This window comes from Exiguobacterium sp. K1, assembly GCF_033721435.1.
GTDB lineage: Bacteria > Bacillota > Bacilli > Exiguobacteriales > Exiguobacteriaceae > Exiguobacterium_A > Exiguobacterium_A artemiae.
In genome coordinates, this window is record NZ_JAOTIT010000008.1 from 101,811 (window position 1) to 117,067 (window position 15,257).

The following is a 15,257-nucleotide window of genomic DNA, read 5'->3' on the forward strand; positions in this document are numbered from 1 at the left end:
ATTATCGTTTGTCACAAAGCGCAAGCAAACGGTACACTGAAGCAAGAACCATCGTCGTGTTGGATGAAGAAAGGATTTACGCCGTGTCTACTTTACTCACTGAAGCCGAACGCTTTTTTCATGACTATATAGAACAATACCCGCAAGACAGCTATCGCCTGCATGAAGTGCGCGAAGAAATTTTGCGGACCGGTACGTATACGCAAACGCTTCAAGAACTTACGTATGGAGCTAAACTCGCTTGGCGGAACAGCAACCGCTGTATCGGACGCCTTTTTTGGGATCAACTTCACGTCATCGATGCCCGGAGTGCGCTGACGGTCGAATCGATCCGGGATGCCTTGTTCCGTCATATTTCGTATGCGACCAACGAAGGCCGGATCCGTTCGACCCTTACAATTTTCGATCCTGACCAGGTCCGTGTCTTGAACCATCAATTGATCCGTTACGCCGGATATGACACCCCGGACGGTATCATCGGGGATCCGGCTTCAATCGCCTTCACTCAGTTGTGTGAGTCGTTCGGATGGAGCGGATCTAAAACCGATTTCGATATCTTACCCTTACTGATTGAACTCGACGGCCAAGTCAGTCTGCATCCGATTCCGGATGAACTGGTGCTGGAAGTCACGATTCAACATCCCGAGCAAAATCTGTTTGGGGACCGGACAATCAAATGGTATGCCGTGCCGATGATTTCCGATATGCGGCTTGAAGTCGGTGGTATTTCCTATCCGTGTGCTCCATTCAACGGTTGGTACATGGGAACAGAAATCGGTGCCCGAAATTTGGCCGATACTGACCGCTACGATCTTTTGCCGCTGGTCGCGGAGCAGCTTGGACTGAATACGTCACGGGAGCGGTCGTTATGGAAGGACCGAGCACTCGTCGAGCTCAATTATGCCGTTCTTGATTCGTTTGAACGGAGCGGTGTGACAATGGTCGATCATCATACGGCAACGAAACAATTTGCCCGGTTCGAAAAAAATGAAGCGGCCTGTGAACGGGACGTAACCGGAGAATGGTCCTGGCTCGTACCGCCCATGAGCGGTGCCGCGACGCATGTCTTCCACAAAGATTTCGATCCGACCGTCAAACGACCGAATTTCTTCGCCCGTTCTGCTCCTGCGGAAGAACCAAGCGTTCCAAGCGGCTGTCCGTTTCATCAGGAGGTGTCCCGATGAACTACGTGGAAACACTCCGTAAACAGGTCGGACATACCCCGCTAATTCTCGTCGGTGCCGTCGTTCTCGTCGTCAAGGACGGACATATTTTGCTCGAGCAACGGAATGAAACACAGGCCCGGTTCGGACTGCCGGGGGGTCTGATGGAATGGGCGGAATCAACAGATGAGACGGCACGCCGTGAATTGCTGGAAGAGACGGGACTTCTCGCCGAAAAACTGACTTTGCTTGGTGTCTATTCCGGAAAAAATTATGTCACGACGCTTGCGAACGGCGATGTCTTTCAAAGCGTTTCGCTCGCTTACGTTGCTTCCGAAACGACCGGCACCTTACGCATCAGCGAAGAAAGTGTTGCGTTAACGTATTTCCCTCTGACCGATTTACCGGAGCAGATCGTCGGCTCGCATCGGGTGATGATTGAGGACTACTTAAAACAGATGTGACTGTACATTGCCATGAAGTGATTGACCATGCGCCTTCTTCAGAAAACGAAAGAACGGCGTTTTTGGTTTTAATTTTTATTTTTTAATTTCTCAACAGCTTCATATGTTATAAAATGGAATTAAAATATGATGACTTGGAGATGTATTATGAAAAAATTACTTGTATCCGCTTGCTTATTTTCGGTTTTGAGTATTCAACCTCTACATTCTGAAGCTGCCTCTTACTCTAAAAAAATCAAACAAGACTTTACTATCTATGATCAGGCTAAGAAAAAGTATACTGTTTCAATGCGTTCATCTAAAGCAAGTTGCCACAAAGCTACTTCAAATGATATTTGGTGGATTAAAGGTAAGGACGAGTTATGTAGCGGAAAATTTGTTCTTTATTTGAACGGGAAATCTACCAATTACAAATATACGTATACCAAATCAAATCCTTATGTATTCAGTACGACAGATGCCAAAACAAGTGCCGTTCTCAAAAACAAAACAGGATACCCTACTGTTTTTTCGCTGACAAACAAAGAAACTTATTCGTTTCTTAACCTAAAAACATATACAGTTTTAAATAAAAAACTCACAAAACAAAGTAACACTCTAACGTCGTATGCAATCAAACCAAAGATGAACGGCAATTTAGTACAGGCTCCTATTTATGATAATGGTGGTTATGGATTCGGTTACGTCTTTAATGACCTTACAGTAAGCGGTACAAAATGGATTGATGAACGTTCACACGATTACATCTCACAAGATCCAAACAGTAAAAGATATAAAAATGGTGTAAGCGAAATGAAAAAATATCAAAATTCATTGAGTTATTTTGTAAAATAACTGTTAGGGGAAGAATTGAGGTTTTTTTAATGATGAACAAAATCATGCTCGTCATGCTTGGTGGCACAGGGATCTTATTTGTGATCTTTGCCGTCATCGTCATGATCAGCTTATGGATGTAACAAAAGACGGGATCTACAGAGTCGCCTCAAAGGCCGTTCTGTAGATCCCGTTTGTTTAGACACTGATTGGTTTTTGCATGATGAATTGTTTGAGGTCCCGTTGTTGCCACCCGGCTTTAAGTAATTCTTCCCACACCTGCTGATTCGTTGATTGTAGATGGTAGAGTTCGCCTGCCAATCGGCGTGTCGCTTCGGTCGCGACACGGGCCACTTCTTCCTCATCTGTCAAAATGGCAAAAATTGATTCATTGACTGCGGCAATAAAGGCACCATCAAGTTCGTAGTAACGGGCTTTCGCCAGTTTCATAACACCCGGATCCTGTTGCCAAATGTATTCGTCCTGCTGTATGTACCGCCGTTCAAAAGCCACTTGATCAATTTCAACAAGCGGTTCAACCTGTCCCGATTCTTCTTTATGAAAATAACCGAGTTCACTGACAGTTTGATAACCGAAACTCTTGTATAAGGTAATCGCCGGATCATTACCTTGAATGACTTCAAGCATCAAACAGTCGACATTTAACGACTTGGCATAACTCAGTTGCGCATCATATAAGGCTTTGGCAATTCCAAGGCGCCGGTACTGCGGATCGACCGCCAGTCCTCCGCAACGCATGACCGTTTTTTTCTTGATCGTCTTCAGCCCGTTCAGCCAAATCGCGACCGGTCGTTCGCCGTGATAGGCAATAAAAGAATGCTCCAACTGATTGAAGTCCCGTTCCAAAATCCGGGTTTGAAATACTTCGAGTGACAAACCCAGCGGAATGATATAATCGCTGAACCCTTCCTTCATGACTGAATACGCCGTTTCTACATCAGGTGCACGTTTAATGTGAATCACTTCGGATCGCCCCTTTCTCTACAATTGTTCGCCTTTTCGGCTGTTCATTCCTGCTGGCAGTAAACAAAAAAACCATCCAGAAACAATCCTGGATGGAATGAATGTCATTGGTGTAATTTCGAACGTGATCTTCCGTATCCGAAGTAAACGAGCAAACCGATTGCTGTCCAGATGAAGAAGGCAATCCATGTGAATGTTTGAAGGTTCAACATCAACATGATACAGGCAAGGACGGAAAGAATCGGTAAGAATGGAACGAGTGGTACTTTAAACGCCCGCTGTAAATCAGGACGTGTTTTCCGTAAGATGACGACGGCAATTGAAATCAATGCGAATGCTGCGAGCGTCCCGATATTGATCAATTCTGCCAGTGTACCAAGCGGAACGAATCCAGCAATCAAACCGGCTGTCGTTCCAAGAATCCATGTTGCTTTGACAGGCGTATGTGATTTTTCATTCACGTCCGAGAAGACTTTCGGCAATAATCCATCACGGCTCATTGCGAACAAGAGACGAACGAGACCGAATGTCATGACGAGGATAACCGTCGTCATACCGACGATGGCACCTAAGTCGACGAATCCTGCAACCCAGTCTTGACCCGCGACTTTTAGTGCTAACGAAACCGGGCTGTCGACCCCTTCAAACTGTTTGAACGGTACGATTCCGACCATGATGGCGGATACGACGACGTACAAGACGGTAACGATGGCAAGTGATCCCAAGATCCCGATTGGTAAGTTACGGCCCGGATCTTTTACTTCTTCTGCTGCTGACGTAACGGCATCAAAACCGAGGTAAGCGAAGAAAGCGATGGCTGAAGCCTGAAGGACACCACTGATACCGAATGGTGCGAACGGTGTATAGTTACCCGGTTCGACGTACCAGATTCCGACGACGATGAACAAGACAACGACGGCTACTTTTACAAGAACCATGATATTGTTGACGCGTTTTGTTTCTTTAATACCCATTGAGAGCAACAGCGTGATGACCATCAAGATCAAGAACGCCGGTAAGTTGAAGAATGTTTCGCTTCCCGGTACAGCACCCGGTGCTGCCGTTAACGCTGTCGGCAGACTGATTCCGAATCCGGATAATAGTGATTGGAAATAACCGGACCAACCTGTTGCAACGGCACTTGATGCCAAACCGTATTCCAGGATCAAACACCATCCGATGATCCAGGCGACCAGTTCCCCGATCGTGGCATACGTGTACGTGTACACACTGCCCGAGACGGGAATCATCGATGAAAACTCAGCGTAACAGAGAGCAGCTAATGCACAGACGATAGCAGAAATAATAAAGGCAACCGGTAATGCGGGTCCTGCATACAATGCTCCTGTTCCGGTCAGGACGAAGATCCCTGTCCCGATGATTGCACCAATCCCAAGTAAAACTAAATCAAAGCCTGATAAATGCCGCGCCAGCTTGGAATGGCTCTTTTGATCCATCATCACACTGACATCTTTCTTACGAAGCAAACTCATAAAACACCCTCCGAACTTTCTCTTTTTTCTGAATATTCAAATCATTTTTCTAATTGACCTTTTCATCATAACAAAGGATGTCAGCTTTTATAAGCAAAAGTTTCTGTTTTTTTTCACAAATTGGTCAAACCAGTTTTGTTATTTTACTACAATACAAACATGTACATATGCATTAACGCACTAAAAAACTCCTTCACCGGCCGGTGAAGGAGTTTTATTAATATTACGGACGATCATTCGGGTGATCTAAGTTCGGACCACGATGTGTGTCCGGATCGATCGGGTAATCGTCTTGTTGTGCTAAATCATTTTCAGGAAGTGCCCCTTTTGGTGTACCATGTGTCGGGTTAACGTTCGTAGAAGATGATGGTTTAGAAGCTTTTGGTGCTTGATCTGGTGTGACGTCATCTGCTGCTTTAGACGCGGCACCTTTTGCTGCTTCTTTTAAGCTTGGCTTCGTTGAAGCAGACGACGTGTTGTTTGACGGCAGGTTCGATGTGTCGACATCTGTCTCTTCTGCTTTTTTCTGAAGACGGTCGAGGTAACGTGATGCATTATCACGGCCACCTAAGCCAAACGCGAGTCCGAAAGCAAGAGCAACAGCACCGAGGATTAAGATGAACGCTGAGTTAACGATTGTAGCAGCAACACCAAGTTGATCAAGTGCCATGAAGACAGCAAGAGCAAGGATGGCATATTTCGCGACGCTTGAAAGAACTTTTAAATCCGAGTTCGCAAACAGGCTGTCCATTGTACGTTTCACCAAGTTGCTGATGATGATACCGATTGCCAAGATGATGATCGCTGTCAAGACGCTTGGAAGGAAAGCAAGAACCGCGCGACCGAGATCAACCATGAAGTTAAGACCGATTAAGTTGAAAGCTTCAACGACGAACAGGACGACGATGACGATTTCAACAAGTGATCCGACGATTGATGATGGTGATGTCGATGCATTGTTTGCATCCCAGTTACCGATTTTCAAGTGGCGTGTTAAGTTGTTGAATCCGAGGCGTGACAAGAGGTCTGCAACGAATTTCTTAACGAAACGACCGACATAAAGACCGACAAGAATCAAGACGATACCGACGATAATGTTTGGAATCATACCAAGAACATCGTTGAGCATGTTGATGGCTGGTCCTGTGATACCTTTAATGTTGAGTTGGTCAAGTGCCGAAATCGTGATCGGGATTAAAATCAGGATGAAGACAACTGTTCCTAAGATTGAAGAAAGTGATTTTGTATCTTTTTGTTCGTTTGTACCGATGTTGAAGCGTGAAGCAAATTTGTCTGTACCGACTGCATGCAGGAAGTTCGTAACGATATCGCGGACGATTTTCGCAACGAGGAATCCGACGAAGAAGATCGCTGCTGCAGCAATCAGACGTGGAATGAAACCAAGGAACGACGAGAGTAATTGACTGAACGGTTCAGAAACACTTTCGATGTTAAGTGCACCAAGTACACCCGGTAGGAACAATAACAAGACAAGATAGAAGACGATTTCGCCTGCAATCTTCGGATAACTTGAAAGATCCGTTTGACCTTGAAGCATTTTGTTCGAACGGACTTTTTCGTTCGACATCAGCTTCGTTCCGCCTTTGACGATGACCATGCGGAGTACAACCGCGATGACATAAGCGAGAAGAAGAATCAATGCTGCTTTCAGGATATTCGGGATCGCTGCGAGCAATGTGCTCATCGTATCCGCAAGTGGTCCTGCGATGATGTTCAAGTTCAAGATGTTAAAGACTAGGATTAGAACAAATACCATCAAGACCCAGAAAATGACTGTCCCGATAATTTTTTCAGGCGTCCACTTTTTCTTTTGTGGTGGTGTACCTTCTTTTTGTGGTGACAATTTGTTGACGACACCCGATTTTTCTAATGCTTTTTGAATACCGTTTGCAATCAGTTTCGCAATCAGCCATCCAATCAAGAAGACGATAAGTGCTCCTAAAATATTTCCGAGAGTCCCTAGAATCCCGTTGACGTCAAAGGACGTCGTGTTCCAAAAGTTGTTCATCCTGCCACACTCCTTCATCTCTAAATAATATATTTCCGACACTTCTTTAATTTCCCCAGCTAAAGGAATTACTAAACCACTTTTAACCTGAAAGTGGCAGTTTGTGAATAGTATTTAAAAAAATGGATGATTCTGATCAGAACCATCCATTTTGGAAAAGCTATTTATTTTTTAGTATTCCGCCGTCATGGTTTCGCCGACGTACCGAAATAATTTGACCGCGTCCATCTTAAACGACTTCTTTTTCCGAGAACTGACTGTTGTAAAGATCAGCATAAAAGCCGTTCGCTTCGAGCAAGGCTTCATGTGTGCCCTGTTCAATGACCCGCCCTTGATCCATGACCAAAATCAAATCGGCATCTTTAATCGTCGACAGACGGTGGGCAATGACGAAACTGGTTCGCCCTTCCATCAATCGTTTCATCGCTTGTTGAATGAAGATTTCCGTCCGCGTATCAACGCTTGACGTCGCTTCATCGAGAATCATGATCGGCGGATCGGCGAGGACCGCGCGGGCAATCGTCAACAACTGCTTTTGCCCTTGTGAGATATTCGATGCTTCTTCGTTTAAGACGGTATCGTAACCGTCCGGCAACGTCCGGATGAAGTGATCGGCATGAGCCGTTTTTGCCGCTTCGACGATTTCCTCTTCCGTCGCCCCGGTTTTTCCGTACGCGAGGTTATCGCGGATTGTACCGTTAAAGAGCCATGTATCCTGCAGGACCATACCGAACGTCGTCCGCAAATCTTCGCGTGACATCTGGCGTGTATCGATCCCATCGATCCGGATGACACCGCGGTTTAACTCATAGAACCGCATCAACAGATTGATCAGCGTCGTTTTACCGGCACCGGTCGGACCGACGATTGCCACCGTCTGGCCCGGTTTGACATCGATGTTCATATCTTCAATCAACAGCTGTTCGCCGTAACCGAAGTCGACATGTTCAAAGGCAACCGCGCCGTCGGCTTTTGTTAAGTGATGCGTCGTCACTTCTTTAACTTCCTCTTCTTCGTCCAGCAATTCAAAGACGCGTTCGGCCGCTGCGACCGTCGACTGAACGATGTTCGCGATATTAGCCGTTTGGGTAATCGGTTGTGTGAATTGGCGTGTATAGGTGATGAACGCTTGAATATCCCCGATCGAGATGCTGCGCTGGGTGACTAAAATCCCGCCGACGACACTGATCAGAACGTAACTGATATTCCCGATGAACATCATCATCGGCATGATGATCCCGGAAATGAACTGGGCTTTTCGTCCCGCTTCATATAACTCTTCATTCACGGCATCAAACTGTTCGACCGCTCTGCGTTCATGACCGAATGCTTTGACGACCGGATGACCGGTATACATCTCTTCGACATGCCCGTTCAATTGTCCGAGTGTCCGTTGTTGATCGGCAAAGTATTTTTGCGACCGTTTTAAAATCGGACGAATCGCAAAAATCGAGATTGGTAAAGAGACAAGTGAGATCAACGTCAATAGCGGACTGATCGTCAGCATCATGATTAAAATCCCGACGATCGTCACGATCGACGTAATGAACGACGTCACGCTTTGTTGCAAGGTACTTCCGATCGTATCGATGTCATTCGTGACTCGGCTGAGCGTTTCCCCGTTCGGTCGGCCGTCATAATACTTGAGCGGCAACCGCTCGAGCTTCTGATTTACATCTTCCCGTAAATCATAGACTGTTTTTTGCGCGATGCCCGACATCAGATACTGTTGCAGGTAACTGAACAGACTGCTGACGACATACAGTCCCGCGAGTAACAACAGGATCTGGCCGATTTTCGTAAAGTTGATTTCCGCTCCCGGTACGCCCTGGAATTTCGCATAGGCGCCTTCAAACAGTTCCGTGATCGCCGTCCCCATGATTTTTGGACCGGCAATCATGAAGATTGTACTGAGAATAGCTGCGACGAAGACGGCGATGAGGGCATTTCGGCGTGGTTTCAGATAGCCGAGCAACCGTCGGAACGTCGCTTTGAAGTTTTTCGGTTTTTCACCCATCATCATCATGTTCCCGCCGCCGGGACCACCACCCGGGCCACCTGGAGGACCGCCGGCAGGTCGTTTTGTATTACTGGTACTCATGCGATTTCCTCCTCTGACAGTTGGGATTTGACGATTTCCTGATAGACTTCGTTTGTTTCATAGAGTTCATCATGCGTTCCGATGCCGGCAATCCGACCTTCTTCGAGAACGATGATTTGATCGGCATCCATGACAGTACTGACGCGTTGCGCGACAATCAGAACGGTTGCGTCCTGTGTCTCCTGTTTTAAAGCTTTCCGTAACGTGGCATCCGTCTTGAAATCAAGCGCCGAGAAGCTGTCGTCAAAGACGTAGATATCCGGTTTCCGGACCAGTGCCCGGGCGATCGATAAGCGTTGTTTTTGACCACCGGATACGTTGGAACCGCCTTGTTCAATCATTGATTCATATCGGTCCGGCATCCGTTCAATGAAATCCGTTGCTTGAGCGACTTGTGCCGCATGCTGGATTTCTTTGTCCGTCGCGTCTTCTTTTCCGAACCGGATGTTATCCGCAATCGTTCCCGTAAACAGCAACGCTTTTTGCGGGACAAAACCGATTTTCGAACGCAATTCTTCCTGCGGGACGGCTTGGCTGTCGACGCCGTTGACTTGGATGCTGCCTTCCGTCACGTCATAAAAGCGGGGAATCAAATTGACGAGCGTTGATTTCCCTGAACCCGTTCCACCGATGACCGCAGTGATTTCACCCGGTCGGGCAGTAAAACTGATATCCGATAAGACCGGTGCTTCGGCTCCCGGATAACTGAACGTCACCCGGTCAAAGACGAGCGTGCCGCGTTCTTTATCCGCAGAAGCGGTTCCGGCATCGACCATCGTCGGCTCCATCTCGAGGACTTCATTAATTCGTTTCGCTGAGACCGCTGCCCGAGGAATCATGACGAACATGACGGACGCCATGACGAGAGCAAACATGATTTGCATGACGTATTGAATGAACGCCATCAAATCCCCGATTTGCATCCCGCCGTTATTAATCCGGATACCGCCGAACCATATGACACCGACGACCGTCAAGTTCATCACGAGCATCATGACCGGCATCAAAAAGGCCATGATTTTATTGACTTTGATCGAGACGTCCGTCAAATCGGCATTCGCTTTTGTCAGCCGGACTTTTTCCTGGGATTCCCGGTTAAAGGCCCGGATGACACGAATCCCGGTCAGGTTTTCCCGTAAGACGAGGTTCAGGCGGTCGAGCCGTTTCTGGACTTGGCCGAACAACGGGACCCCTTTCCAGAGAATCAACAAAATCGAGACGACCAACACCGGCATCGCCGCGACGATGACAAGTGATAATTTGGCATCTTTCGAGACGGCCATGATCAGTCCACCGACAAACATGATCGGCGCACTGACGACCATCCGGAGCATCATGATGACGACCTGTTGGACCTGCGTAATATCGTTTGTCGTCCGTGTGATCAATGAAGCCGTTCCGACCTGATCAAACTCCTGTAACGTAAACCGTTCGACGTGGTTAAAGACTTTCCGGCGAATGTCGCGGCCGAGTCCCATCGCGGCTTTCGAGGAATAGTAGCTGGCAGCAATCGCCGCGAGCGCGCCAAGTCCGGTAATCCCAAGCATGACGGCCCCGATTTTCCAAATGTAGGCCGTATCCCCCGTCACGACTCCTTTATCGATGATGTCGGCCATCAACGTCGGTAAATATAAATCCGACATCGACTGGGCGAAGACGAGAATTAAGACGGCAAAAACTGCCCATTTATAGGTCGTCAGATTTTTGAGTAGCTTAATCATCTGTACAGCCTCCGTTTCCTGGTGACAAAATTTCTTTTAATCCTTCTGCAATCTGCGCATGAGTCTGCAACATCTGTTCAAAAACAGCAGGGTCAATCTGATCGAGGACCTGCTCGAGCCGTTGTTGCATCCCCGCTTCCTGCCGTTTGATCGTCTCGACGAATTGCCGTCCGTGATCACTCAAACGTAAGACGACTTCCCGCCGGTTGTTCGGATTCGTTTCCCGGATCACCCACTCCGACTGCACCAATCCTTCTATCGATTGACTGAGCGTGCTTTTCGGTAAATGCGTATGCACGGCCAGTTCTTTTTGCGTAATCGGACTTCGTGGGGCAATCGTCATCAAACTGTGAAATTGCGGCAAACTGAGTCCGTTTTCCTGCGCCGTCTGATGCGCCGCGCGGACAAGATGACGCTGCACATTCCAAAACGACTGCATCATCGCCGTTGAACGGACCGGCTCTTTTTGTTCTGTTTCCATGCTTTCACCTCCGTGTTCCATTTTGAATCGTTCCATATCGAACGATTATCTATGTAAACTAAATTACGCTCATTCAGATCGAATGTCAACGCAGAAACAATGTGAAAATGCACATAATTATATTCAGTACATGATTCATCTCACGTATAATGAAAGAGACATAAAATTGAGAGAATCGTGAGGAAGGAGCGGATCATTATCTTTGCATCCATTAAACGTTTCATTGATCAGCAATATGCCCATCCGACAGGACGGTTCGGAACTTATATCGGGGAAAAGATGGTCAGGCAACACCAACCTGAAACAGAATGGACGATTAATTTGTTGGCAGTTCAAGAAGAGGACAGCATCTTGGAATTAGATTGCGGCGCAGGTTATGCCATCGAACGACTTGTACATCAAACAGACGCCAAACAGATTACCGGTATGGATTCTTCTTCTGCTATGTTGCGGTCGGTACAAAAAAGAAACAAAGAGGCGATCCAATCCAATCGGGTCAAGGTACTGTATGGCGATTTAAATCAATTGGCGTTTCAAAATGAACAGTTCGATAAAGTATTTACGATACATACACTTTATTTTTGGGAAAACATCTCCGACACCTTGGCTGCTCTCTATCACGCCTTAAAACCAGGCGGTCATTTTGTTATCACCTTTTGTGATGGTAAGAATGATGTCATTTGGGCCGGCGTGAGAGATCTAGTCCAAGACGAACTCCTTCCTGCCGCAAGAAAACACGGATTTTCCGACATTTCATTCATCGAAGGTCCTGTTTCAAGGCAATTCCGTAACGTTGCAGTGATAGGCTATAAACCTTTCCATTAAAAAAGGAACGGTCGTCAGAAGACGAGCGTTCCTTTTATCTGCTTCATTCCGGCTCAACATGGACATGAATATCGTAGACACCATATTCATCCGTCAGCGTATCTTCGACTTTCGTCGCGATATCATGGGCTTGATGGACGTTCAATTGCGAGTTGACGAGAATCACGACATCCACGACTTCATTATTTCCATAATTCCGTCCCTTGATCGACTTGATTCCTTTGACACCCTCTAAATCAAAAATCACATCTTCGTACATCTTTAGCTTCTGTTCATCAAACCCATCCGACAATTCGTGGGAGGCTTCCGAGAAGATATCCCACGCCGTTTTACAGATTAAGAATCCGACGACAATCGCTGTTACAATATCGAGCCACGGCATCCCGAACTGGGAACCGATAATCCCGATCGTTGTTCCGATACTGACCCAGGCATCGGATAAGTTATCTTTTGCAGCCGCCATGACCGCTTTACTGTTAATTTTCCGTGACAGGCTTCGATTGTAACGATAGACGAAATACATCACAACGGCGGAACCGATTCCGACATAAGCCGCGACGATATCCGGTGACTCCTGTTTTCCTTCGAACAACGTGGAAACGGTATCGATCAGGACCTGTAGTCCGACGGCCATCATAATGAAGGACGCGACCATCGAGGCAATCGTCTCACTTTTCCAGTGTCCGTATTTATGATTATCATCTGCCGGCCGTCTTGAAATCCGTAATCCGATCAAGACGGCAATCGAAGCGATGATATCGGTCGTATTGTTTAGACCATCCGCCCGTAAGGCCGCTGAATCCGCCGTGTAGCCGACAACTAATTTAATAATTGATAAAACAATATAGGCAATGATGCTGATGATTGCACCACGCTCACCGAGCTTTAAATTATCGTATTTTTGTTGATCCATTTCTGTCGCCCCCACTCGCTCTGTCGATTAGCAAACCTCATCGTAACAGGTCGAAATCAAGTGGGTCTATAGAAATCATTTTGCTTAAAACTAGTTAATTAACAAATGACCAATAGTTTTGCCTTAAAGCAAATCATATTTAAACGTGTATTGGCGCTTCTTGTGCAATTTGCGCATACTTCTCTTGCTTTTCTCTACAACATTTTTGCAGAACCCGGTTCCTTTTCAATCATAATCCGTGCATCTTGCGTCCCGAATCAGTAGACTGAAGATACACACCAACAACAGGGGGAACTAACACATGAGTAACTACATTAAGAGTGAAAATACATTCAAAGAGTTAATCGCAAGCGAAACACCGGTCATCATCAAGTTCGAAGCAGACTGGTGCCCGGACTGCAAACGGATGGACTACTTCATGCCGGATGTCGAATCACAATTCAGCGAACTGCCGATCTATACGATCGACAAGGATGAATTCCCGGAAATCGCTTCTGACAATGTCGTCATGGGGATTCCAAGTTTACTCGTCTTCCAAAACAACGAGAAACTCGGTCACTTGCACAGTGCCAACGCAAAAACACCGGAAGAAGTCACGGACTTCCTCAAGAAAAACTTCAACTAAACAGGCGAAGACCCGCTTTCTGAAAAACTCGGAAGCGGGTCTTTTTTAGCGTTCGCAGGCGATGCCGTCTTTGTCACGGTCGCTTTTTGCATTGAGGTTATACGTCGCTAAGCTGACATAGGCTTTGTATTTCGTATCCTTATAGATGGCTTTTCCGTTCTTATCGTATCCTGTCCGGTTTTTGAGTCCGGCTTTCTTTGAAACTCCGCCTTTATACTTCTTATGCATCTCCGTACAGTTCTTGAATGTCTTCGCTTTCGTTGCTGCATGGCTTTCTGCCGACGTCACGCTGATCAATGAAAGACTAAGTACACCGGTCATGATAAGTTTCACTGCTTTATTCATGTCCATTCCTCCTCGTTTTTAAAATACCAAATTTTAGTGATAATTTAATTATAGAGGATTCGTTTAAAATATACGGCTCGTTTTTAACATTTATTTCTTATGAACACATATTTTGTTTAGTTTTTTAAAATCAGATTACCATTTTTTAATAATATGTTATGTTTTACATAATATATTATTAAAGGAGTGAAAAGGATGAATAAATTTTTTCTCATATTACTTGGTATATTAACTACACTTCTTACTGTCGTGCTGTTAATAGTATCTATTACGACCACTTCAATTTTCTCTAGTATTTTATTTATTGTCAGTTTATTTTTTAATTATCAATTCTTCCAAAAAATACGGAATAAAAGGTTTGTTATAAAACGTCCCTTACTTTGGATGATTCTTACTACACTAATTGCATTCTTTGTTTTAGCCTTTGAATTACCTAGTACGGAAATGGCTGAAACCAATGATCTTCATACACTTTCAAAATCGGTTGCTCCGGCTAAAGTTCAAAAACCTGATGAATCAAATGTAGATGAAGTAACGACTGAACAGAAAGATGATGATCAGGAGAAAGCTGACGCTAAAGCCAAAGCCGAGGCTAAAGCAAAAGCCGAGGCTAAAGCCAAAGCCGAGGCTAAAGCCAAAGCCGAGGCTAAAGCCAAAGCCGAGGCTAAAGCCAAAGCCGAGGCTAAAGCCAAAGCCGAGGCTAAAGCCAAAGCCGACGCTAAAGCCAAAGCTGACGCTAAAGCCAAAGCCGAGGCTAAAGCAAAAGCTGATGCCAAAGCGAAAGCTGATGCCAAAGCGAAAGCTGATGCCAAAGCAAAAGCTGATGCCAAAGCGAAAGCTGATGCCAAAGCGAAAGCTGATGCCAAAGCGAAAGCTGATGCCAAAGCGAAAGCTGATGCCAAAGCGAAAGCTGATGCCAAAGCGAAAGCTGATGCTAAAGCTAGAGCTGATGCCAAAGCCAGAGCTGATGCTAAAGCCAGAGCTGATGCTAAAGCCAGAGCTGACGCTAAAGCCAAAGCTGATGCTAAAGCCAGAGCTGACGCTAAAGCCAGAGCTGACGCTAAAGCCAGAGCTGACGCTAAAGCCAAAGCTGACGCTAAAGCCAGAGCTAATGCATCCTTTGCGAACTGTACAGAACTGACCCAGGTCTATCCAAATGGTGTTCCCTCAACTCACCCCGCTTACCAATCAAAAATGGATCGGGATAAAGACAATTTTGCTTGCGAGCGATAATCTAACTTTATATGTATTTCAAAAAAACTCTATGAAATTGCAGTTTGGTTTATCTAAAACCATTCTG

The 15,257-nt window shown here is 46.0% G+C and carries 14 protein-coding genes; 6 read left to right on the plus strand and 8 right to left on the minus strand.

The genetic code is table 11. The features are described from left to right. Nucleotides 1-83 precede the first annotated feature (83 nt). From N7U64_RS14520 to N7U64_RS14530, 3 genes are all read left to right on the plus strand, one after another. Nucleotides 84-1,184, plus strand: coding sequence for a nitric oxide synthase oxygenase (locus tag N7U64_RS14520; protein WP_318930385.1), 1,101 nt, complete (start codon nt 84-86; stop codon nt 1,182-1,184). Further along, entirely contained in the window at nt 1,181-1,627 is a 447-nt protein-coding gene (locus tag N7U64_RS14525; protein ID WP_318930387.1) for an NUDIX hydrolase, read from the plus strand. Before N7U64_RS14520 ends, N7U64_RS14525 begins: the two co-directional genes overlap by 4 nt. 147 nt (nt 1,628-1,774) lie before the next feature. Beyond that, nucleotides 1,775-2,461, plus strand: a complete 687-nt coding sequence (locus N7U64_RS14530) for a hypothetical protein (protein WP_012369250.1) — start codon at nt 1,775-1,777, stop codon at nt 2,459-2,461. 177 nt (nt 2,462-2,638) lie between these two features. Here N7U64_RS14530 and N7U64_RS14535 read toward each other — a convergent pair whose 3' ends face one another. From N7U64_RS14535 to N7U64_RS14560, 6 genes are all read right to left on the minus strand, one after another. Continuing rightward, nucleotides 2,639-3,424 carry a GNAT family N-acetyltransferase gene (locus tag N7U64_RS14535; RefSeq protein ID WP_290829363.1) on the minus strand — a complete coding sequence of 262 codons (786 nt, stop codon included), beginning with the start codon at nt 3,422-3,424 and terminating at the stop codon, nt 2,639-2,641. A gap of 104 nt (nt 3,425-3,528) precedes the next feature. Next, nucleotides 3,529-4,917 (minus strand): amino acid permease, encoded by a 1,389-nt coding sequence (locus N7U64_RS14540; protein WP_318930389.1) that lies wholly within the window; start codon nt 4,915-4,917, stop codon nt 3,529-3,531. Nucleotides 4,918-5,140: 223 nt separating this feature from the next. Continuing rightward, nucleotides 5,141-6,946, minus strand: a complete 1,806-nt coding sequence (locus tag N7U64_RS14545) for a mechanosensitive ion channel (protein WP_318930391.1) — start codon at nt 6,944-6,946, stop codon at nt 5,141-5,143. Between the two features lie 229 nt (nt 6,947-7,175). Continuing rightward, nucleotides 7,176-9,047 carry an ABC transporter ATP-binding protein gene (locus N7U64_RS14550; RefSeq protein ID WP_318930392.1) on the minus strand — a complete coding sequence of 624 codons (1,872 nt, stop codon included), beginning with the start codon at nt 9,045-9,047 and terminating at the stop codon, nt 7,176-7,178. Then, the gene (locus N7U64_RS14555; RefSeq protein WP_318930393.1) at nt 9,044-10,768 is read right to left on the minus strand and encodes an ABC transporter ATP-binding protein; all 1,725 of its coding nucleotides are present in this window, start codon (nt 10,766-10,768) and stop codon (nt 9,044-9,046) included. Before N7U64_RS14555 ends, N7U64_RS14550 begins: the two co-directional genes overlap by 4 nt. Further along, nucleotides 10,761-11,249 (minus strand): MarR family winged helix-turn-helix transcriptional regulator, encoded by a 489-nt coding sequence (locus N7U64_RS14560; RefSeq protein ID WP_318930395.1) that lies wholly within the window; start codon nt 11,247-11,249, stop codon nt 10,761-10,763. The genes N7U64_RS14555 and N7U64_RS14560 overlap by 8 nt, the downstream gene beginning before the upstream one ends. Nucleotides 11,250-11,528: 279 nt before the next feature. Here N7U64_RS14560 and N7U64_RS14565 point away from each other — a divergent pair, with 279 nt between their 5' ends. Continuing rightward, entirely contained in the window at nt 11,529-12,074 is a 546-nt protein-coding gene (locus N7U64_RS14565) for a class I SAM-dependent methyltransferase (protein WP_318930424.1), read from the plus strand. A 43-nt stretch (nt 12,075-12,117) separates the two neighbouring features. Here the strand turns inward: N7U64_RS14565 and N7U64_RS14570 are convergent, their stop codons facing one another. After that, nucleotides 12,118-12,987 (minus strand): cation diffusion facilitator family transporter, encoded by an 870-nt coding sequence (locus N7U64_RS14570; RefSeq protein WP_318930396.1) that lies wholly within the window; start codon nt 12,985-12,987, stop codon nt 12,118-12,120. A gap of 301 nt (nt 12,988-13,288) precedes the next feature. On the opposite strand from N7U64_RS14570, the gene N7U64_RS14575 reads away from it, so the two are divergent. Continuing rightward, nucleotides 13,289-13,612: a thioredoxin family protein gene (locus N7U64_RS14575; RefSeq protein WP_318930397.1), complete on the plus strand. Its 324-nt coding sequence runs from the start codon at nt 13,289-13,291 to the stop codon at nt 13,610-13,612. Between the two features lie 45 nt (nt 13,613-13,657). Here N7U64_RS14575 and N7U64_RS14580 read toward each other — a convergent pair whose 3' ends face one another. After that, the gene (locus tag N7U64_RS14580; RefSeq protein WP_318930399.1) at nt 13,658-13,957 is read right to left on the minus strand and encodes an excalibur calcium-binding domain-containing protein; all 300 of its coding nucleotides are present in this window, start codon (nt 13,955-13,957) and stop codon (nt 13,658-13,660) included. Nucleotides 13,958-14,152: 195 nt separating this feature from the next. Between N7U64_RS14580 and N7U64_RS14585 the strand changes: the two genes are divergently transcribed. Further along, nucleotides 14,153-15,190, plus strand: coding sequence for an excalibur calcium-binding domain-containing protein (locus tag N7U64_RS14585; RefSeq protein WP_318930400.1), 1,038 nt, complete (start codon nt 14,153-14,155; stop codon nt 15,188-15,190). Nucleotides 15,191-15,257 lie beyond the last annotated feature (67 nt).

Excerpts from the sequence above, each read along its gene's own strand:
- N7U64_RS14550 (WP_318930392.1), bottom strand. The coding sequence starts at position 9,047 with ATGAGTACCAGTAATACAAAACGACCTGCCGGCGGTCCTCCAGGTGGC.
- N7U64_RS14545 (WP_318930391.1), bottom strand. The coding sequence starts at position 6,946 with ATGAACAACTTTTGGAACACGACGTCCTTTGACGTCAACGGGATTCTA.
- N7U64_RS14585 (WP_318930400.1), top strand. The coding sequence starts at position 14,153 with ATGAATAAATTTTTTCTCATATTACTTGGTATATTAACTACACTTCTT.
- N7U64_RS14525 (WP_318930387.1), top strand. The coding sequence starts at position 1,181 with ATGAACTACGTGGAAACACTCCGTAAACAGGTCGGACATACCCCGCTA.
- N7U64_RS14580 (WP_318930399.1), bottom strand. The coding sequence starts at position 13,957 with ATGAATAAAGCAGTGAAACTTATCATGACCGGTGTACTTAGTCTTTCA.
- N7U64_RS14540 (WP_318930389.1), bottom strand. The coding sequence starts at position 4,917 with ATGAGTTTGCTTCGTAAGAAAGATGTCAGTGTGATGATGGATCAAAAG.
- N7U64_RS14570 (WP_318930396.1), bottom strand. The coding sequence starts at position 12,987 with ATGGATCAACAAAAATACGATAATTTAAAGCTCGGTGAGCGTGGTGCA.
- N7U64_RS14530 (WP_012369250.1), top strand. The coding sequence starts at position 1,775 with ATGAAAAAATTACTTGTATCCGCTTGCTTATTTTCGGTTTTGAGTATT.
- N7U64_RS14575 (WP_318930397.1), top strand. The coding sequence starts at position 13,289 with ATGAGTAACTACATTAAGAGTGAAAATACATTCAAAGAGTTAATCGCA.
- N7U64_RS14555 (WP_318930393.1), bottom strand. The coding sequence starts at position 10,768 with ATGATTAAGCTACTCAAAAATCTGACGACCTATAAATGGGCAGTTTTT.
- N7U64_RS14565 (WP_318930424.1), top strand. The coding sequence starts at position 11,529 with ATGGTCAGGCAACACCAACCTGAAACAGAATGGACGATTAATTTGTTG.
- N7U64_RS14560 (WP_318930395.1), bottom strand. The coding sequence starts at position 11,249 with ATGGAAACAGAACAAAAAGAGCCGGTCCGTTCAACGGCGATGATGCAG.